Source organism: Methylophaga sp. OBS4, from assembly GCF_026319305.1.
Taxonomy (GTDB): domain Bacteria; phylum Pseudomonadota; class Gammaproteobacteria; order Nitrosococcales; family Methylophagaceae; genus Methylophaga.
Map to the genome: position 1 here is coordinate 50,585 of NZ_JAPDMV010000003.1, position 18,716 is coordinate 69,300.

Sequence of the window (18,716 nt, forward strand, 5' to 3'; positions counted from 1 at the left end):
GCTACTCCTTGTTTTGTGAACGTACCTGTTGGGACTGAATTCCGCCTGCCACATAGATCAAAGCCAGCATGCCGAAGATATAGGCTTGTACCAGCGCTTCAACAATATGCAGCATCAGGATGGGAATCGGTGCCAGAAAGCTGGCGACCAGCAGGATCATCAGCGCGGCCATTTCCAGGCTCATGATATTGCCGAACAGCCGTACAGCCAGCGCGACCGTACGAGTGATTTCGCTGATGATATGAAACGGCAGCAATACAGGGTTGGGAATGATGTAATGATGCAGATATTTTTTTAGTCCCTGAATGCGGATCCCGTACCAGTGTGTTGATAGAAATACGAGGATCGCCAGCGCCGTGGTGGCCGACAGGTCGCGGGTAGGGGCATGCACGCCGGGGAGCAGACCGCTGAGATTGGCGATGACCAGGTATATCCACAGACTGGCGACAAACGGCATGATTGTGCGGCAATGTTGTGGCGTGACTTCCGCTATCGCTTTGTCGATGGTTTCGACAATGCCTTCCACGGTTGTCTGTAACGGGCCAGGCTCGCTGCTGAGCCGGCGTGACAATATCCAGCAGAACAGGGTGAGTGCTGCCATGATCAGCCAAGTGGTGACAATGGTGTTGGTCACTTCTAACGGTCCGATCGTGAATAAAGGTTTAATAATCAATTCCCCGTCGGTCATCACGTTATTCCCTGATTGTCAGATAAACGTTCAGCGCCCCCACTATAACGCCAAGCAGGATCAGGCTGACAGTCCAGCGAATTGAATAGCCGGTTGTCAGGCTGTCGAGCCAATGGCCGAGATAAGCACCGCCAATCACCGGCAGTACAAACAACAGTCCGAGCACACCGATGTAAACCGTCTGGCCGACCAGCGTCGGGCGTTCACGCTCGGCTTTCTGCATTCGCCGTGCTTGTCGTTCTACCTGATTTTTCAGATCATTTGATGACGTCATGGTGGTCACCTTATTCTTTCCCGGCTCATATCCCACAGCCGTTTAAGGACTTCCTCCTCCATATGATGCAAACTTTTCTTCATGTCCTGCAGCTTTTCTTCCTCTGCCAGTAACTGTTGTTGCAGGGCCTGACTGATCCGCATGTAGTTATCATCCATCAGATAATGGCGGGTACTCAAGGTCAGTACGTTTTCATGGAAATACAATACGGCACCGGGTAGTGCCAGATATTGCCACTGCCCATTATTTCTGCGGAAACGGGCGAGACCTATAATCAGTGTCGTTATCATGCGGGCATGCCCTGCCAGAATGCCGAAACTGCCGGAGGCATCTTCACCGACAAAAGATGTGATGCCGGTGATGTCTTGCCGGTGGGTCGCATCCTGAAGCCGGAGTGTGAAGCTCGCGGTCATGACCGTGACTCTGAAATGGTGCCACGCATGTAACAGGCGTCTTCAGAAATATCATCGTATTGCCCGGATAATAAGGCATCGCAGTCGGCGAGCGTGGCCTCTAGCGGTACCGAAACGCCGACTATGCCTGTATGAGATGCGGTCGACCAGAAAGGTTGAGTCAGATAGCGTTGCAGCTTGCGGGCTCGCATCACGATTTTGCGGTCTTGGCTGGACAATTCTTCTATGCCCAACATTGCGATAATATCTTCCAGTTCGTGATAACGGGCCAGATGTTCTCGTACCCCTTCCGCGATGGTGTAGTGGTGATCGCCAAGGGTTTGCCGATCCATCAACCGGTTACCCGATTGCAGCGGATCGATAGCAGGATAAATCCCCTTGCTGGCCAGGCTGCGAGACAAAATCACAATCGTGTCGAGATGGCTGAGAATGGCACTGACTGCCGGATCGGTCATATCGTCAGCAGGTACATAAACCGCCTGGACGGAAGTGATGGCACCGAGTTCGGTGGAAATAATGCGGTCCTGCATTTCCGCTACTTCGGTGGTTAAAGTCGGTTGATAACCGACGGTGGCCGGCATGCGGCCAAGCAGGCTGGAAACTTCGCTGCCTGCCTGAACAAAGCGAAAGATATTATCCATGACGAACAACACTTCTTTTTGTGCCGTGTCACGTAAATATTCTGCATAAGTGAGGGCCGAAAGCCCGACACGAAATCGTACGCCGGGCGATTCGTCCATCTGGCCGAATATCATTACCGTCTGTGGTAACACACCGGCTCGTTTCAGTTCATGCCAAAGCTCATGGCCTTCACGGATCCGTTCTCCGACACCGGCAAATACCGATACGCCCTTATGCAAAGTTGCTACCGCATGCATGAATTCCATTATTAGCACCGTTTTGCCGACCCCAGCGCCGCCGAACAGGCCAGTTTTACCCCCCCTGACAAAAGGGCATAGCAGATCAACCACCTTGATGCCCGTTTCCAAAATTTGTCCGGTACTTATTGCGGTATTCAACGGTGCGGGGCGGCAGTGAACATTGCGGAATTCTGTTGCCGGCAGCTGATTTTCATCATCCAGTGGTTCGCCAAAAGTATTGAGCAGACGCCCGAGACAATCAGGCGAGACAGGCACGTGCAGCGGGGCGCCCGTATCGTATACCGGCATGCCACGGTACAGACCGGCCGTTCGGTGCAAAGTCACCGCACGTACATGTTGTTGATCCAGGTGCTGATGGACTTCGAAAATGAAGGTTTCATGGGCGACTTTGGTACATAGTGCTTGCCGCAAGGGGGGAAGGGGATCGCAGTTGATAACCACAACAGGGCCATGAACCTCGACGATGAAGCCGATAACGGCTGTCGGGTTTTTCATACTGCTGGTTATCGTCTCTGACATCAGCAAGAGTCCATGGCATATCGAAACCGATAACGATGATAATAGAAGATAAGGATTGGGCCGACAATAGATAGAAGCTCTAATGACACCGAATGTTTATCACGTTCTAAGTTGGTTAAAAGTGCGGTGCTGAGTTTGCTGGAAAAGACTTGGATGGCTTGTACCACTTGCTATGATTCAGCAAGGGCACATAAACCTCCAGATACTTAGTGGTGTGCAATAAGGAGAAAACTAGTTGGTTCTGCCTGATTCAGGCTGAACCAGGCAGATTGAACAATGAAAATCATCTTGCCAACACTTTATGAGCGAGCCGCGCTACTACCTGAAAAAGCTGAAGGAGCTGGAGTTTACTTTGCAGTTGCTGCAGGCAATCGATGGGCTGAGATACAAAGACTTTCGGCAGGTGAGCCAGCATGCGCAGACGCTGATATGGCTTATCGAACAGTTTCTGCTGGCCAGATTCCGGTTCAAAGTCTGGCAGGGACTTTACTGGAGCGGGATCTGCCATGACTGAGGTTGGGTACGCCGGAGTTGATGGTTGCCGCGGCGGCTGGTTCGTTACACTGCTGGGCTGTCGCGAGGATACGGTACAGACTGTGCGCTACGAGTTGTGCCAACACTTTGATGAGGTGGTCAAACTTGTAGCGCGGTCGGTAATGGTGACGGTAGACATGCCTGTCGGCTTGTTGGAACAGGCCTTGCCGGGCGGACGAATGTGCGATCGGGCAGCGCGTCGCCTGCTGGGGCCCAGAAGGTCCAGCGTCTTTTCACCGCCTGCACGTCCGGCGCTGGCAGCTTATCCGGATTATGCTGCGGCGGTAGCGGTAAACGGGGCGGGTATCAGTCTGCCGGCATGGCATATCTTGCCCAGAATCGGGGAAGTGGATAGCTGCATGACACCGCGCCTGCAGAGGCGCATCATGGAATCTCACCCGGAACTGGCTTTTATGTCGCTTGCCGGTTCTCCAATGAGTCACAGCAAGAAAAGTCGCGAGGGTTTGGTCGAACGTATGGGATGGTTGAGGCAGCATTTTGGCCGCCATGAACCTGATGTGCAGGCGTTGCGGAAGCACTTTGGCAGGCAGCGGCTGGCGGAGGATGACATTCTCGACGCCTGCGTCCTGGCTTTGGTGGCCCGCCGCATCCGGCTTGGTTTGGGTGCCCGCCTGCCCGGTCAGAATGTGCCGGTAGACAGCAAGGGGCTGCGTATGGAAATCTGGTACTGATCACTCGGGCTTCAGCTTCATAAGGAGCCGTATTTTGAAATTGAAGATCGAACATCCCTGGCGGCTAACGCCGGCTGAGGCGGTCGCGTTGCAGTATGAACTGAGCGGGCGTGTGGAGCGTTATGATCGTCTGCCTGAAATCTGCCGAGTGGCAGGGGTGGACGTCGGTTTTGAACAGGACGGGCGCATGACACGGGCGGCAGTGGCCGTGCTCAGCTTTCCCGATTTGCAATTAATGGAGACAGCCGTGGCCCGCTGTCCCTCTGAGTTTCCCTATATCCCGGGACTGTTGTCGTTTCGCGAACTCCCGGCTGTGCTGGCAGCGCTGGATAAAGTGAAAACTTTGCCTGATCTTATCCTGTGCGATGGACAGGGTATCGCGCATCCGCGCCGCTTCGGTATTGCCAGCCATCTCGGGGTCTTGCTGGATTTGCCTACCATCGGCGTTGGCAAGACCAGGCTCATCGGCCATTATGCTGAGCCGCCGGTTGAGAAAGGTAACTGGTCGCCGCTGATTGATGGTAACGAGGTGATCGGCGCCGTGTTGCGGACTCGTACTGGTGTGAAACCGGTTTATGTATCCACCGGCCATCGAGTGAGTCTCCGGTCCGCTGTCGAGCTTACGCTGGGCTGTGTCGGCCGCTACCGATTGCCGGAAACGACTCGCCACGCGCACCGGCTGGCTTCGGTGGAGAAAAATGTATGAATACTGACTTCATATCATTGCTTAACCGCAGACGCTTTCTGGCCGCTATCACGAGCCTGCTGCTGGGCGCTCTGTCAGGGATCCGAACTGGCTTCGCCGGCGTCTTGATGACGAAGGAGCATGCTGACATGAAGACACAACATCCTTCGCAGCGCATCACATTGTTTCTGTGTGGCGATGTCATGACCGGTCGCGGTATCGACCAGATCCTGCCGCAGCCATCGAAGCCTCAGTTATTCGAGCCTTATATGCGCTCGGCGCTGGGTTACGTACAACTCGCTGAGGAAGAGAACGGTCCTATTTCGAAACCGGTGGATTTCTCCTATATTTGGGGCGATGCGCTGGACGCCTGGGAGCGGCTGCGTCCCGATCTGCGCATCATCAACCTGGAAACCTCAGTGACTACCAGCGAGGAAGCCCAGCCTGGCAAAGGCATCCATTATCGCATGCACCCGGACAATGTGCCTTGCCTGACTGCTGCCGGTATTGATTGTTGTGTACTCGCCAACAACCACGTTTTGGACTGGGGCTATGCGGGCCTGGCAGAAACTTTGGATACGCTGCAGCAGGCAGGTATTGCCACTGCGGGGGCCGGACGCAACGCGGCCGAGGCTGCAGCGCCGGCGGTGCTGGAAGTAGAAGGCAAGGGAAGGGTGCTGGTATTTGCCTGGGGCATGCCGGGCAGTGGTGTTCCTGCAGAATGGGCGGCCGGGGAAAAACGGGCGGGGGTGAATTTTCTGCCTGATCTGTCGTTGGGCACGATCGCGGACATCGCGCAGCAGGTGCGGACGGTAAAACAAGCCGGTGACCAGGTGGTTGCCTCCATTCACTGGGGCGGCAACTGGGGTTTTGCCGTCAGTAACGACTATCGCCGGTTCGCGCATAGCCTTATCGACGAAGCCGGGGTGGATGTGGTGCATGGCCACTCGTCCCACCATGTCAGAGGCATCGAGGTCTATCACGACCGGCTCATTCTCTACGGTTGCGGCGACTTTCTCAACGACTATGAGGGCATCAGTGGCTACGATCAATACCGAGGCGATCTTGCGTTGATGTATTTCCCGGTGCTGGCACAGGGCAAGCTGGTCAGCCTTGCTATGACACCCACACAGACCCGCCGTTTCCGGGTGGGTTATGCACCTGCGGAAGGTGTGCAGTGGCTGAAGGCAACACTTAATCGGGAAGGTGAACGTTTCGGCACGCAAGTGACCTCTTCGGAAGGGTGCGAGTTGCAGTTGAGCCAGCGCTAGGGGGACCTGCCTTGCCGGAAGTGTGTCTGCAGTTCTTGCTGCAGCAGGGCTTTTTGTTCCCGGTAGATGGGGGAGTGGTGGAACGGTATCACTGTTTTTACCTTCGCCCGGTGCGCCAGCCAGCCGGCCTGGGCGGCGGTGAGATGACATTTGTCCCTGGCCCGTTCAGCCAGTTCCTGGGCAAATACCGCTTCGATGAACAGCTTGTCTGCATCCCTGGCCAGGTTTTCGATGCGCGCCGCATTGCTTTCATTGAACAGGACATCGGTAACGTAGGCCAACTTGAGTCCCGGAGTGAACCGCAGGCAGGATTTGAGCTCGCCCAGGGTGAAGATCCGGCCTTCCGGCCCCGCGATAGGGCTGTCGGCGGGGCGGTCTTCAAGGATTGCCCGTTTGAGTTTTTGTAACCAGGGGCCTGCAGCAAGACCCAGCTCGGCGAGACGGTTTTTCAACACGTTGACATGCTGCTTTTCCTCCAGGGCGAAAGCCAGGCAGGGGATGCCGTGATCAAGAATGGCACAGCGCACGCGGAAGTCCATTTCATTGTGCAGGATGTTGTCATTGATGATGGCTTCTGTTTCTGCCTCGCGCTGAAAGGCATTCTGTAAGCGAAACACCGCCTGCCGGGCATGGCCATCCTCCGCCAGTTCCATTACGGTCAAGACAAAATCGCTTTCATAGCGGTGGACCAGGTTCCAGGTGTAGGCCGAGAGTTTGCCTTCCACTTGGTCCAGAAACCCCGGCGGGCCGTACAGCCGGACATCACGCTCACGGCCCAGACGGATACGCAGCAACCAGTCGAAGCCCATGAAATGGTCCATATGGCAGTGCGAGACGAAGATGTCGGAGATGCGCAGCAGCTTGCGTGGAGGCAGAGCACGGATATCGCCCAGATCGAACAGCAGGGCGCGGCGTTCGAACAGGAAATCGATATACAGTCCCGGATCACCGAAAGGATCGTTGACCAGAAAGGGGTGAAATGAAGGGCGCATTTATGACTCCAACTGCTGCCTTGCCCAGGCGAGTACTGGTTGCAGCCGTGGCGGCAGCAGTTTTGTTGCCTGGCTGAAACGTACCCAGCGCCATTCGTGGTGTTCCGGACGTCCGAGTTGTGGGGACACCGGGAGGATGATGTTCCTGGCGGCGGTCTCTGCCAGATAGTAACGCGCCACTTTCCTGCCTCCGGAACCCGTGTAGGGAACCGTTTCGCAATAGTCTTGGCCCCAGTGGAAGGCGAGATCGGTGATCCCCGTCTCTTCTTCCGTTTCACGCAGAGCGGTTGTCAGCGGCGTCTCCCCCGGTTCTCTCGTGCCTTTGGGAAAATCCCAGTTGCGGTAGGCGCGCAATACCAGCAGTCGCCAGCCTGACTTTTCCCGGCGCACCACCACCACGCCGGCGGAGAAACCGGTGACAGGGCGACGAGAACGGGGACGGCGACCACTGGTCATGATTGGGTACCAATAGGAGCGCATTGCCTTTGCAACTGCGAAGGCCGGATACAACATGGTCTGACATCATGCATAGACATGTCCTCCAGTTCGTAGATTGGCCGAAGGGGGTTAATACCCAGAATATCAGCATCTGTACCTACGATGGTAGGGGCAAGCCGAACGCGCCGGGTTGCGTTAATATGAACTCTAATCCATGCATTAAAAGCTGATATTTTTAATGTGAACGCGATGCGTAACGGCAAAGAACAGACAATGAAGCTGCAATTACTATCAGATTTACATATGGAGATGTCGGACTGCTTTTCCATAGAAGAAAATCAGTCTGATGTAATTATTCTGGCGGGTGACATCAATGTCGGCACCCAGGGACTGAAATGGGCTATTGAAGAAGCTGAAGCCCATCAGAAACATGTTGTCTATGTTGCAGGCAATCACGAATTTTATAAACAAGAATACTGGACTGTAATCGCTGAGTTGCGTGCTTTTGCCGAAACGCATCCGCTCGTTCATTTTTTGGAGTGCGATGAGGTCATTATCAATGGCGTGCGATTTTTGGGAACGACGCTGTGGACAGATTACAGGTCTACAGGCAAAGCTGATCAAGCCTACAACATGAAGATATTACAGCAGGCGCTCAACGATCACTTCCTTATCAAATTCGGCGAAGAACTGTTTAAGCCAGAGCACGCCTTGGCTTTGCATGGCAAGGCGGTCGCATGGCTGGAACAAAAGCTTGATGAACCTTTCGGCGGCCGTACTGTTGTGATCACCCACCATGGTCCAAGCCTGAAGTGCGAGCATCCACAGTTCGGCAACAACACCATAGGCAGCGGGTTTATTTCCGACTTGGATCACTTGGTTAAGAAAGCCGATATCTGGTGCTATGGCCATACGCACTGCTGTGTGGATACAACGGTAGGCAAATGCCGGCTGCTGAGCAACCAGAAAGGTTATCCGGGAGAGGTTTTGCCGGGGCTTCCCTTTCAACCAGGGTTGCTTATTGACGTGCAGGATTGAAGTCGAGATCGTTGCGGTTATAGAAAAATGCGTTATAGACGTGAAATCGTTTCAGCCGGGTCATCATGGAGACGAAGCTATTTTTTTGTGATGTATGGATGAACAGGATTAAGGCGAGCCACAGGCACCGTGTTGATGGTTCATGTGAGATGCCTTCAAGCAGTCCCAAAATAAGCTGATTGTGTTAAATCCACTGACGGGCTCTCATGATAAGACAAGCGGCGAGACCGAACGAGATGCCTGAGATAAAGGCGAACGGACTGTCTATGACCATCGGCACAGAAAACCCTGAAGCTAGATAGAAAAAAGGCATTATGTTGTAGATAGGGGTGGGCAGCATTACATAACCTCCATGTTAAGTTGTGACTCCATAAACAGTTCAAATCATATATGGATTATCATCCAACAGGCAACCCCAGTGATTTATTACTGAGTCCCGGTAGAGACCCCGTGTTACATACAGCGCTGAAGGCATCCCTGTCGGCGGCGTTTCACCGGGATAGTTGAGTCACTGAAAAGAAAATAGTTTTCCAGTATTGTCGGGGCTCTGGCTTTTCAAAATTATAAAAAAAGCGCCGGCAGTTTAATTGCCGGCGCTTTTGGTTTTGACAGTTTTTTTATGATGAATGGTTTTTGTTAACCAATCCCGCGGGCACGAATAGTTCGCCCTTTTATCTTGCCCTGTGCCAGATGATTCATGGCCTGTCTGAACGCATCCCGTTCAACTGCCACATAACTGGACATATCAAAAATATTGATTTTGCCGACCTGAGAACCCGCCAGACTAGCATCGCCTGTCAAAGCGCCGAGAATATCGCCCGGACGCATTTTATTTTTTCTGCCGGCATCGATCTGGATGGTGACCATCGTAGCCTGTAATGAAAAAGCAGGGTCGCGATCCAGTGACTCCAGCACATCACAACGGCATGGCTGGTTCAGATACTTTTCAATAGCAAGGATCCGCTGCGTTTCCGAGGGGGTGACAATACTCATGGCCATGCCTGTTTCACCAGCCCGGCCGGTGCGGCCGATCCGGTGCACATACACCTCGGGGTCACGGGGCAATTCGTAGTTGATTACCATCTGTAATGATTTGATATCGAGACCGCGCGCCGCCACGTCAGTGGCGACCAGTACCGCGCAGCTGTTATTGGCAAACCGTACCAGCACCTGATCCCGTTCACGCTGATCCAGATCGCCATGAATTGCCAGCGCCTCGATCCGGTGTTGTTGCAGCAGGGCTGCCACTTCATCACATTGCTTCTTGGTGTGGCAGAATACCACCGCAGTCTGTGGCTGATAATGCTCGAACAAGGCGAGTAATGTCGTATCCCGTTCGTGTTTTTTGACTTCATAAAACAGCTGTTCAATCACTTCCGGCTTGTGCTCCGACTCGACGGTGACCGATGCCGGGTTACGCTGAATAGAGCGACTCATCTGTCCGATTGTGTCGGGGTAAGTAGCTGAAAACAGCAAGGTCTGACGCGATTTCGGCGTCTGCTCGATAATAGCCTGCATCACATCGGCAAAGCCCATATCCAGCATTCGATCTGCTTCGTCCAGCACCAGGGTTTTCAACCCATCCAGTTTCAGGGTATTTTTGCGTAAATGATCCTGGACACGCCCCGGTGTGCCGACCACGATATGCGCACCGTGTTCCAGCGAACCCACTTGGGGTCCGAATGGTTTACCGCCGCATAACAAAACCAGTTTGATATTAGGCATGAAACTCGCCAGTTTGCGGATCTCCTTGCCCACCTGATCGGCTAGTTCACGGGTCGGGCACAACACCAGCGCCTGCACGCCGAAAAAGCGCGGATTAATCGCATTTAACAGCCCTATGCCGAAGGCGGCTGTTTTGCCGCTGCCTGTCTTGGCACGGACAATCAAGTCACGACCTTGCAAAATCAGCGGCAGGCTTTGTGCCTGCACCGGCGTCATGGTTTTATAGCCCAGTGAGTCCAGTGCATCGATCTGTGGTTTGGAGATAGGGAGTGAATTAAAATTGTCGCTGGACATGGCAGGGAATACTCGGGGAAATTAGCAGTTTAAAGTACAGGGAGGCTGAGACGACGTGATGAAAGAGAAGCCACCAATTTGTGCGTCTGTAACAGGAACAAAAAAGCCCTGAAAATTGCTCTTCAGGGCTTTCCGGAATCTTGTTTGGCTCCCCGAGCTGGACTCGAACCAGCGACCCAATGATTAACAGTCATTTGCTCTACCAACTGAGCTATCGGGGAACAGAAAGATGGCTATGATAGAGACTTGAACCTGACAGGTCAAGCCTCATTCATAATAATTTTTCAGCTGATAAACTCGGCGATACGCAACAATGCTGCTTTCAGATTTTCTTCGCTGGTAGCAATCGACAACCGTACATGATTCTTCAAGCCAAATGCCGTTCCGGGTACAACCGCTACACCTTTTTCGACCAGTAAAGCTTCGGCAAAATCCAGATCATCTTTCAGCTCGGGTTTACGCGCCAACACACCGCTGATATTCGGGAATACGTAGAAGGTGCCATCGGTTTCCAGAGACTCGATACCGTCCATTGCGTTCAATTCTGCCACTACAAAATCATGGCGTTTTTTGAACTCGACCAGCATGGTCTGAATACAGGATTGGTCGCCGTTTAAAGCCTCAACAGAAGCGGCCTGAGAAATCGAGGTCGGGTTGGAGGTGCTTTGTGATTGAATCTTTTTCATTGATGCAATCAGATCGGCAGGCCCGCCCGCATAACCGATACGCCAGCCGGTCATGGAATAAGCTTTGGATACACCGTTCATCACCACGGTTCGGTCGTAGAGATCAGGGCAGGCCATCACAATATTGCAGAATGGTTCATTAGCCCAGTAGATATGTTCGTACATATCGTCGGTGGCAATCAGCACGTCCGGGTATTTACGCAAAACGTCGCCCAAAGCTTCCAGTTCAGCGCGGCTGTAGGCCATACCGGTCGGGTTGGAAGGGCTGTTGATGACAAACAGACGGGTTTTGTCGGTGATCGCAGCTTCCAGCTGTTCTGGGGTGATTTTGAACTGACTGTCCTGACCGGCTGTGACAATGACGGGCTTACCTTCGGCAAGCAGTGTCATATCCGGGTATGATACCCAGTACGGTGCAGGAATAATGACTTCATCACCTTGCTGTAACAGGGCCTGTGCCAGATTAAAAAAGCTCTGTTTACCCCCAACGGATACCAGAATTTGATTGGCTTCATAGTTGAGGCCGTTATCACGCGCGAACTTTTTAATGATGGCTTGTTTCAAATCAGCGGTGCCGTCAACTGCAGTATATTTGGTAAAACCGCTGTTGATTGCTTCGATGGCAGCCTGTTTAATGTGCTCTGGTGTATCGAAATCGGGTTCGCCCGCACCCAGACCAATAACATCTTTACCCTCGGCTCTTAAAGCCGCTGCCCGGGCAGTGATTGCTAATGTAGGTGATGGTTTGATGTTTTGAACGCGTTGGGAGAGCTTGATAGTCAAAATCTTTCCTTCATGAAACACAATAATTGATAAAGAAGTCAGTAATATATACTGAAATAACCTGGAAATGCACGTATCAGAATTCATGTAAACAGTCAGAACAAGGCGCAGCCTGCAGCCGAATGGTCATTCCCTTTGCAAAGGCTGTAACGCAGTACTGGCTGTTTACATGAACTCCCGCAGGGCGGGACGATAAGCTGCTTTCTTCTTCGCATAACATTTTGAAAGAGAGTAGCTATTCCTGCAATGTTCTGACAAAGAAGAAAGCAGCTTCTTGTCTCGCTGATATCGCGCATTTCCAGGTTATTTCGGTATGTGCCAAACCTAATCGATGCTAAAGATGTATGAATAAACAATTTCAGTTAGTCAGTGAATTTTCTCCCGCTGGAGATCAGCCAGCCGCGATTAAGGCATTGATCGAAGGTCTGAACAACGGTGAGATGTGGCAAACCCTGCTGGGGGTCACCGGCTCGGGTAAGACCTTTACCGTGGCTAATGTTGCGCAAGCGGTGCAGCGTCCGATCATGGTGCTGGCGCCCAATAAAACACTCGCAGCCCAGCTATACAGTGAGATGAAAGAATTCTTTCCGCACAATGCGGTGGAGTATTTTGTTTCTTATTATGATTATTATCAGCCGGAAGCGTATGTGCCTTCGTCCGACACATTTATAGATAAAGATGCATCGGTCAACGAACAGATCGAGCAGATGCGTTTATCGGCCACCAAAGCGATGCTGGAACGGCGCGATGCCATCATTGTTTCCAGTGTGTCCTGCATTTACGGCCTGGGTGAAAAAGATGCTTATCTGGAAATGGTTTTGCATCTGGTACAGGGCGACGTTATCCGCCAGCGCGATATTCTTCACCGTTTGACCGAGCTTCAATACACCCGCAATGATGTTGAACTGCATCGCGGTACCTACCGGGTGCGGGGTGAAGTGATTGATATTTTCCCGGCGGAGTCCGAGCGCGATGCCGTCAGAGTGGAGTTGTTTGATGATGAAGTCGAGCAGCTCAGTTATTTCGATCCGCTGACGGGCGAAGTGCTGCAACGTCTGAGCCGTATCACCATCTACCCGAAAACCCACTATGTGACACCACGGGAAAATCTGCTCAAAGCGGTGGATGCTATCAAGGAAGAGTTACGCGAACGGCTGGAAGAGCTTAATGCACAGGACAAACTGGTGGAAGCGCAGCGGCTGGAACAGCGTACCCGCTTCGATATCGAAATGCTGCTGGAGTTGGGGTATTGCAACGGCATCGAAAACTATTCCCGTCACTTGTCCGGCCGTAATGGTGGTGAGGCGCCGCCGACGTTGTTTGACTATCTGCCGGATGATGCTGTGCTGGTCATTGATGAAAGCCATGTGATGGTGCCGCAAATCGGTGCGATGTACAAAGGTGATCGTTCACGCAAGGAAACATTGGTCAATTATGGCTTTCGATTACCGTCGGCACTGGATAACCGCCCGCTCAGATTTGAAGAATGGGAAAAGCTGGCACCGCAGACTATTTTTGTCTCCGCCACACCGGGTAAATATGAAGAAGCGCATGCCAGTTCGGTTGTCGAACAGGTGGTACGGCCCACCGGGCTGGTGGATCCTGAAGTCGAAATCCGGCCTGTCGGCACCCAGGTGGATGACCTGCTTTCAGAAATCCGCAAACGCACCCAGGTCAACGAACGCGTCCTCGTTACTACCCTGACCAAACGCATGGCTGAGGATTTGACTGACTATCTTCGCGAGCACAATGTCAAAGTGCGTTATCTGCATTCAGACATTGACACGGTAGAGCGGGTGGAAATTCTCCGTGATTTGCGACTGGGCGAGTTTGACGTATTGATAGGTATTAACTTGTTGCGAGAAGGCCTTGATATTCCGGAGGTTTCGCTGGTAGCGATTCTGGATGCCGATAAAGAAGGCTTTTTGCGCTCCGATCGATCCTTGATCCAGACCATTGGTCGTGCTGCGCGTAACCTGAACGGCAGAGCGATTCTCTACGCCGATGAAATTACCGGCTCAATGAAACGCGCAATGGAAGAGACAGAACGTCGCCGCGAAAAACAGGTGGCATTTAATAAAGAACATGGCATCACCCCGCAGGGCATTATAAAAGCCATTCGTGCCGGTATGGATGATGGGAAGGGCAGAACAGCGAAAGACAGGAAACAGTTCGCCAAGGTGGCGGAAGAGCAGGCCAGGTATGCCGCACTGTCACCCAAACAACTGGCAAAACGGATTCAGCAAATCGAACAGGCGATGTACAAACACGCGCAAAATCTTGAGTTTGAAGACGCCGCCAGATTGCGTGATGAACTGGAACATTTGCGTTTGGTCGCATTGGGACCGGTAACGGTCTAAAATACTTGTACCCGGACTCATACAATTATGCATCCGGGTACTTGCATAATCCGGCCAGCTGCGTATAATTTCGCAGCTTCACGGCAGGCACGTAGCTCAGTTGGTTAGAGCACCACCTTGACATGGTGGGGGTCGTTGGTTCGAATCCAATCGTGCCTACCAGTTTCTAAAAGCGCTTCGGGCGCTTTTTTGGTTTTTAAGGCCCTTTGTATCGGCCACAACCATGGATTTCCAATATGATTTCAGTAACCCTTCCTGACGGCAGTCAACGTCAATTTGATCATCCGGTCACTATTCATGATATAGCCGCCGATATCGGCACCGGTCTGGCACGCGCTGCATTGGCAGGCAAAGTCAATGGCCAGTTGGTCGACACTTCGCATGTGGTTGACGAAGATGCAGACGTGGCTATCGTTACCGATCGCGATGAGGAAGGGCTGGACGTTATTCGTCACTCTACTTCGCACCTGATGGCACAAGCAGTCAAACAGCTTTATCCGCAAGCTCAGGTGACCATCGGCCCGGTTGTTGATGACGGTTTCTACTACGATTTTTCCTATCCTGAAGGTTTTACCCCGGAAGATCTGGAAAAGATCGAAAAAAGAATGGAAGAACTGGTTAAACAGGATTTGCCGGTAGTACGTGAGGAAGTGTCCCGCGAGGCCGGTATCGAAATGTTCCGCAATATGGGCGAGAAATACAAAGCCGAGATTCTGGAAGATATTCCCAAGGGTGAAACCTTATCTATATATCGTCAGGGTGATTTTGTCGATTTGTGCCGTGGCCCTCATGTGCCCAGTACCGGCAAGCTGAAAGCGTTCAAATTGATGAAACTGGCCGGTGCCTACTGGCGCGGTGACTCGGATAATGAAATGCTGCAGCGGGTATATGGCACCGCCTGGCAGGATAAAAAAGCACTGAAAAGCTATCTGCACCGTCTGGAAGAAGCCGAAAAGCGGGATCATCGCAAGATTGCCAAGAATCTGGACCTGTTTCATCTGCAGGAAGAAGCGTCCGGCATGATTTTCTGGCATGACAATGGCTGGCGCATTTATCGCGAAGTCGAGAATTACATTCGCGATGTGTTGCGTGATAACGGTTATCAGGAAGTACGTACGCCACAAGTGGTCGATCGCAGCCTGTGGGAAAAGTCCGGTCACTGGGACAAGTTTGGTGACATGATTTTCACCACCCATTCTGAAAACCGCGATTATGCAGTCAAACCAATGAACTGCCCTTGCCATATTCAGATTTTTAATCAGGGGCTGAAAAGCTATCGTGACTTGCCGTTACGCATGGCGGAGTTTGGCTCTTGTCATCGTAATGAGCCATCGGGCACCTTACACGGTCTGATGCGTTTACGCAGTTTTACCCAGGATGATGCGCATATCTTCTGTACCGAGGATCAAATCCAGTCGGAAGTAGCTACATTTATTAAATTGTTACATGAAGTTTATGCAGACTTCGGTTTCAACGAAATTATCATTAAATTGTCGACTCGTCCGGACAATCGTGTTGGCAGTGACGAGGTCTGGGATAAGGCTGAGCATGCACTGGAACAGGCCTTGAATAAAGCACAACTGGACTGGGATTTGCAGCTTGGCGAAGGGGCATTCTACGGACCTAAAATCGAGTTTTCCTTGAAAGATTGTCTGGGCCGAGTATGGCAGTGCGGCACCATTCAGGTTGACTTCTCGATGCCCGGACGCCTTGATGCCAGTTATGTCGCCGATGATGGCAGCAAGCAGGTACCGGTGATGCTGCATCGGGCCATTCTCGGATCACTGGAACGCTTTATCGGCATCCTGATTGAGGAGTATGCCGGTGCCTTCCCGACCTGGCTTGCACCGAAACAGGTCATGGTCATGGGCATTACTGATAAACAGTCTGAATATGTGCAAAAAATAGCCAAGGATTTGCAAGAACAAGGATTTAGAGTTGATTCAGACTTGAGAAACGAGAAGATTGGCTTTAAAATACGCGAGCATACATTGCGACGTGTCCCCTATTTAGTTGTTGTGGGTGAACGCGAAGCGCAGGATAACACCGTGGCAGTACGTACTCGCAAAGGCGAAGACTTAGGTGCTATGTCACTTGAGGACTTTGTCGGCTTGCTTAAAGAAGACGTCGCTCGCCGCGGTCGACTTATTTTAGAGGACTAGAACATCGCTACAGATCAAAAACGGCTGAATGGTGAAATCACAGCCAAAGAAGTTCGATTAACTGATGCCAAAGGTGAACAGCTCGGTATTGTTCCGTTGAAACAAGCGCTGGAGCTGGCCGAAGAAGCCGAATTGGATTTGGTGGAAATTGCCCCACAGGCAACTCCACCAGTGTGCCGTATTATGGATTACGGCAAGTATTTGTTTGAGGAAAGCAAGCAAAAAGCGCTAGCTAAGAAAAAACAAAAACAAATACAGGTTAAAGAAGTTAAATTCCGACCAGGGACGGAGGAAGGGGATTATCAGGTAAAACTACGCAACCTGATACGTTTCCTAGAAAGCGGGAACAAAACCAAAGTCAGTCTCAGATTTCGCGGACGTGAAATGGCGCATCAGGACTTGGGTCTCAAATTGCTGCAACGTGTGGCAGATGACCTTAAAGACCTGTCTGTTATTGAGCAGCATCCGAAGAAAGAAGGGCGTCAAATGATAATGGTTCTGGCCCCAGGTAGTAAAAAATAAAGATTAGATAATAAACCCAATGCGGAGTTTTAAATAATGCCTAAATTGAAAAATCACAGTGGTGCTGCAAAACGTTTCAAACGTACCGGCAGCGGAAAATTCAAGCGTTCTCAAGCGTTCACTAGTCATATCCTGACTAAAAAGAGCACTAAACGGAAACGCCAACTGCGTTCTACGCTGACAATCTGCAAAGCAGACCATATGTCAGTTCGTAAAATGTTGCCTAATCTGTAATTAAGGAGTTTTCCGATGCCTAGAGTAAAACGTGGTGTAACTGCCCATGCACGTCACAAAAAAGTTCTTGATCAGGCCAAAGGTTATTATGGCCGTCGTAAAAATGTCTATCGTGTAGCTGTCCAGGCTGTCACCAAAGCCGGCCAATACGCTTATCGCGATCGTCGTCAGAAAAAACGTCAATTCCGTATCTTGTGGATTGCTCGTATCAACGCGGCAGCCCGTGAGTGTGGTTTGTCTTACAGCCGTATGATTGATGGTCTGAAAAAAGCGTCTATCGAAATCGATCGTAAAGTGTTGGCCGATATTGCTGTACATGATGAAGCTGCATTCGCTGCACTTGCGGAAAAAGCGAAAGCTGCACTGGCAGAATAACATCGCTTCGTAGAGCGATAGCCTTAGTGCTGTTAATAAGTTAGAAGAGGGCCGCCAAAACGGCCCTTTTTTGTTTCTGATGATGTTTCCTCAGATGGGGGTAATATGGCTGAACTGGAGTCACAGTTACAGGCTTTGGATGAAATCGTAGCGGCAGCCACACAAGCTGTAGCCAATGCTCAGGATAATAGAGCGCTCGATGCCGTACGCGTGGAATATCTGGGTAAGAAAGGTAAAATCACCGCCTATCTGAAACAACTGGGTAATGTAGGCGTGGCAGAACGCCCGGTTATCGGCAAGTCGGTGAATCTTGCCAAGCAGGAAGTGACGGGGTTGGTCGAGCAACGGACTAAAACCTTGGCGGATGCTGCGATGCAAGCAGCATTAGCTGCTGAAACAGTCGATGTGACCTTGCCGGGCCGCAACAGTGACGTCGGTGGCCTGCATCCGGTGACGCGAACATTGCAACGTATTGAACGCTACTTCCAGAACATCGGTTTTGATGTGGCTGAAGGGCCTGAGATTGAAGACTGTCATCATAACTTCACCGCGCTGAATATTCCTGAGCATCATCCGGCGCGTGCTATGCATGACACCTTTTATTTTGATGCCGATAAATTACTGCGCACGCACACTTCGCCCGTTCAAATCCGGGTGATGGAAGAACAGCCGCCACCATTGCGACTGATTGCGCCAGGCCGTGTCTATCGCTGTGATTCAGATCTGACCCATACTCCGATGTTCCATCAAGTGGAAGGTCTGATGGTGGATGAAAATATCAGTTTTACTGATCTGAAAGGGGTTCTGTCCGACTTTCTGCAAGCCTTCTTTGAGAAACCGCTGAAAGTGCGTTTTCGTCCTTCTTATTTCCCGTTCACCGAACCATCAGCGGAAGCTGATATTGAATGTGTGATTTGTGGCGGTGAAGGTTGCCGGGTGTGTGGTCAAACCGGCTGGATTGAAATTCTCGGTTGCGGCATGGTACATCCGAACGTCTTCAAACACGTCAATATAGACAGTGAAAAATATCTCGGCTTTGCTTTTGGTCTGGGGGTGGAACGTATGGCGATGCTGCGTTATGGCGTCAATGATCTGCGTTTGTTTTTTGACAATGATCTGCGTTTCCTCAAACAGTTCAGTTAATCGGCGG

Annotated in this window: 19 protein-coding genes and 2 tRNA genes; 12 read left to right on the forward strand and 9 right to left on the reverse strand. The window is 51.6% G+C overall.

Annotated features, from left to right (window positions below; genetic code table 11):
• Position 1 precedes the first annotated feature (1 nt).
• From OMP95_RS01295 to atpD, 4 genes are read right to left on the reverse strand one after another with little or no spacing between them, the layout of a single operon-like run.
• Positions 2 to 688, reverse strand: coding sequence for a F0F1 ATP synthase subunit A (locus OMP95_RS01295; RefSeq protein WP_266325112.1), 687 nt, complete (start codon positions 686 to 688; stop codon positions 2 to 4).
• Between the two features lie 4 nt (positions 689 to 692).
• Positions 693 to 962 carry an AtpZ/AtpI family protein gene (locus OMP95_RS01300; protein WP_266325114.1) on the reverse strand — a complete coding sequence of 90 codons (270 nt, stop codon included), beginning with the start codon at positions 960 to 962 and terminating at the stop codon, positions 693 to 695.
• 5 nt (positions 963 to 967) lie between these two features.
• Positions 968 to 1,375: a F0F1 ATP synthase subunit epsilon gene (locus OMP95_RS01305; RefSeq protein WP_266325116.1), complete on the reverse strand. Its 408-nt coding sequence runs from the start codon at positions 1,373 to 1,375 to the stop codon at positions 968 to 970.
• Complete coding sequence (gene atpD / locus OMP95_RS01310; protein WP_416234622.1) at positions 1,372 to 2,751, reverse strand: F0F1 ATP synthase subunit beta; 1,380 nt, start codon at positions 2,749 to 2,751, stop codon at positions 1,372 to 1,374. The genes OMP95_RS01305 and atpD overlap by 4 nt, the downstream gene beginning before the upstream one ends.
• 325 nt (positions 2,752 to 3,076) lie before the next feature.
• On the opposite strand from atpD, the gene OMP95_RS01315 reads away from it, so the two are divergent.
• The 4 genes from OMP95_RS01315 (at position 3,077) to OMP95_RS01330 (ending at position 5,957) form a co-directional block, all read left to right on the forward strand.
• A complete protein-coding gene (locus OMP95_RS01315; RefSeq protein ID WP_266325120.1) occupies positions 3,077 to 3,289 on the forward strand; it encodes a hypothetical protein in 213 nt (70 codons plus the stop codon).
• Positions 3,282 to 4,001 (forward strand): DUF429 domain-containing protein, encoded by a 720-nt coding sequence (locus OMP95_RS01320; RefSeq protein ID WP_266325122.1) that lies wholly within the window; start codon positions 3,282 to 3,284, stop codon positions 3,999 to 4,001. The genes OMP95_RS01315 and OMP95_RS01320 overlap by 8 nt, the downstream gene beginning before the upstream one ends.
• Before the next feature lie 34 nt (positions 4,002 to 4,035).
• Entirely contained in the window at positions 4,036 to 4,707 is a 672-nt protein-coding gene (gene nfi / locus OMP95_RS01325) for a deoxyribonuclease V (protein ID WP_266325124.1), read from the forward strand.
• Positions 4,708 to 4,835: 128 nt separating this feature from the next.
• Positions 4,836 to 5,957: a CapA family protein gene (locus OMP95_RS01330; RefSeq protein WP_266325126.1), complete on the forward strand. Its 1,122-nt coding sequence runs from the start codon at positions 4,836 to 4,838 to the stop codon at positions 5,955 to 5,957.
• Here OMP95_RS01330 and OMP95_RS01335 read toward each other — a convergent pair.
• Both OMP95_RS01335 and OMP95_RS01340 read right to left on the reverse strand, forming a co-directional pair.
• The gene (locus tag OMP95_RS01335) at positions 5,954 to 6,949 is read right to left on the reverse strand and encodes a ribonuclease Z (RefSeq protein ID WP_266325128.1); all 996 of its coding nucleotides are present in this window, start codon (positions 6,947 to 6,949) and stop codon (positions 5,954 to 5,956) included. The two genes, OMP95_RS01330 and OMP95_RS01335, sit on opposite strands and share 4 nt — an antisense overlap.
• Complete coding sequence (locus OMP95_RS01340; protein ID WP_266325130.1) at positions 6,950 to 7,462, reverse strand: bis(5'-nucleosyl)-tetraphosphatase; 513 nt, start codon at positions 7,460 to 7,462, stop codon at positions 6,950 to 6,952. It abuts the gene before it with no gap.
• A 174-nt stretch (positions 7,463 to 7,636) separates the two neighbouring features.
• On the opposite strand from OMP95_RS01340, the gene OMP95_RS01345 reads away from it, so the two are divergent.
• Complete coding sequence (locus tag OMP95_RS01345; protein ID WP_266325132.1) at positions 7,637 to 8,425, forward strand: metallophosphoesterase; 789 nt, start codon at positions 7,637 to 7,639, stop codon at positions 8,423 to 8,425.
• Between the two features lie 636 nt (positions 8,426 to 9,061).
• Here the strand turns inward: OMP95_RS01345 and dbpA are convergent.
• From dbpA to OMP95_RS01360, 3 genes are all read right to left on the reverse strand, one after another.
• Positions 9,062 to 10,444, reverse strand: coding sequence for an ATP-dependent RNA helicase DbpA (gene dbpA, locus OMP95_RS01350; RefSeq protein ID WP_266325134.1), 1,383 nt, complete (start codon positions 10,442 to 10,444; stop codon positions 9,062 to 9,064).
• Between the two features lie 145 nt (positions 10,445 to 10,589).
• A tRNA-Asn gene (locus tag OMP95_RS01355) sits at positions 10,590 to 10,665 on the reverse strand.
• Between the two features lie 63 nt (positions 10,666 to 10,728).
• Positions 10,729 to 11,913 carry a pyridoxal phosphate-dependent aminotransferase gene (locus tag OMP95_RS01360; RefSeq protein ID WP_266325136.1) on the reverse strand — a complete coding sequence of 395 codons (1,185 nt, stop codon included), beginning with the start codon at positions 11,911 to 11,913 and terminating at the stop codon, positions 10,729 to 10,731.
• A 344-nt stretch (positions 11,914 to 12,257) separates the two neighbouring features.
• Between OMP95_RS01360 and uvrB the strand changes: the two genes are divergently transcribed.
• From uvrB to pheS, 7 genes are all read left to right on the forward strand, one after another.
• Positions 12,258 to 14,273, forward strand: coding sequence for an excinuclease ABC subunit UvrB (uvrB, locus tag OMP95_RS01365; RefSeq protein WP_266325138.1), 2,016 nt, complete (start codon positions 12,258 to 12,260; stop codon positions 14,271 to 14,273).
• Positions 14,274 to 14,358: 85 nt separating this feature from the next.
• A tRNA-Val gene (locus OMP95_RS01370) sits at positions 14,359 to 14,435 on the forward strand.
• Between the two features lie 74 nt (positions 14,436 to 14,509).
• Positions 14,510 to 16,435, forward strand: a complete 1,926-nt coding sequence (thrS, locus tag OMP95_RS01375) for a threonine--tRNA ligase (protein ID WP_266325140.1) — start codon at positions 14,510 to 14,512, stop codon at positions 16,433 to 16,435.
• A 3-nt stretch (positions 16,436 to 16,438) separates the two neighbouring features.
• Complete coding sequence (gene infC, locus OMP95_RS01380) at positions 16,439 to 16,957, forward strand: translation initiation factor IF-3 (RefSeq protein WP_266325221.1); 519 nt, start codon at positions 16,439 to 16,441, stop codon at positions 16,955 to 16,957.
• 36 nt (positions 16,958 to 16,993) lie between these two features.
• Entirely contained in the window at positions 16,994 to 17,191 is a 198-nt protein-coding gene (rpmI, locus tag OMP95_RS01385; RefSeq protein WP_007145589.1) for a 50S ribosomal protein L35, read from the forward strand.
• Between the two features lie 15 nt (positions 17,192 to 17,206).
• Positions 17,207 to 17,566, forward strand: coding sequence for a 50S ribosomal protein L20 (gene rplT, locus OMP95_RS01390; protein ID WP_266325146.1), 360 nt, complete (start codon positions 17,207 to 17,209; stop codon positions 17,564 to 17,566).
• A gap of 105 nt (positions 17,567 to 17,671) precedes the next feature.
• Positions 17,672 to 18,709 (forward strand): phenylalanine--tRNA ligase subunit alpha, encoded by a 1,038-nt coding sequence (gene pheS, locus OMP95_RS01395; protein WP_266325148.1) that lies wholly within the window; start codon positions 17,672 to 17,674, stop codon positions 18,707 to 18,709.
• Positions 18,710 to 18,716 lie beyond the last annotated feature (7 nt).

Bases quoted from the DNA above. Each gene is read 5' to 3' on its own strand.
- OMP95_RS01295 (WP_266325112.1), bottom strand. From the start codon at position 688: ATGACCGACGGGGAATTGATTATTAAACCTTTATTCACGATCGGACCG.
- OMP95_RS01300 (WP_266325114.1), bottom strand. From the start codon at position 962: ATGACGTCATCAAATGATCTGAAAAATCAGGTAGAACGACAAGCACGG.
- OMP95_RS01305 (WP_266325116.1), bottom strand. From the start codon at position 1,375: ATGACCGCGAGCTTCACACTCCGGCTTCAGGATGCGACCCACCGGCAA.
- atpD (WP_416234622.1), bottom strand. From the start codon at position 2,751: ATGAAAAACCCGACAGCCGTTATCGGCTTCATCGTCGAGGTTCATGGC.
- OMP95_RS01315 (WP_266325120.1), top strand. From the start codon at position 3,077: ATGAGCGAGCCGCGCTACTACCTGAAAAAGCTGAAGGAGCTGGAGTTT.
- OMP95_RS01320 (WP_266325122.1), top strand. From the start codon at position 3,282: ATGACTGAGGTTGGGTACGCCGGAGTTGATGGTTGCCGCGGCGGCTGG.
- OMP95_RS01330 (WP_266325126.1), top strand. From the start codon at position 4,836: ATGAAGACACAACATCCTTCGCAGCGCATCACATTGTTTCTGTGTGGC.
- OMP95_RS01335 (WP_266325128.1), bottom strand. From the start codon at position 6,949: ATGCGCCCTTCATTTCACCCCTTTCTGGTCAACGATCCTTTCGGTGAT.
- OMP95_RS01340 (WP_266325130.1), bottom strand. From the start codon at position 7,462: ATGTTGTATCCGGCCTTCGCAGTTGCAAAGGCAATGCGCTCCTATTGG.
- OMP95_RS01345 (WP_266325132.1), top strand. From the start codon at position 7,637: ATGCGTAACGGCAAAGAACAGACAATGAAGCTGCAATTACTATCAGAT.
- dbpA (WP_266325134.1), bottom strand. From the start codon at position 10,444: ATGTCCAGCGACAATTTTAATTCACTCCCTATCTCCAAACCACAGATC.
- uvrB (WP_266325138.1), top strand. From the start codon at position 12,258: ATGAATAAACAATTTCAGTTAGTCAGTGAATTTTCTCCCGCTGGAGAT.
- thrS (WP_266325140.1), top strand. From the start codon at position 14,510: ATGATTTCAGTAACCCTTCCTGACGGCAGTCAACGTCAATTTGATCAT.
- rpmI (WP_007145589.1), top strand. From the start codon at position 16,994: ATGCCTAAATTGAAAAATCACAGTGGTGCTGCAAAACGTTTCAAACGT.
- rplT (WP_266325146.1), top strand. From the start codon at position 17,207: ATGCCTAGAGTAAAACGTGGTGTAACTGCCCATGCACGTCACAAAAAA.
- pheS (WP_266325148.1), top strand. From the start codon at position 17,672: ATGGCTGAACTGGAGTCACAGTTACAGGCTTTGGATGAAATCGTAGCG.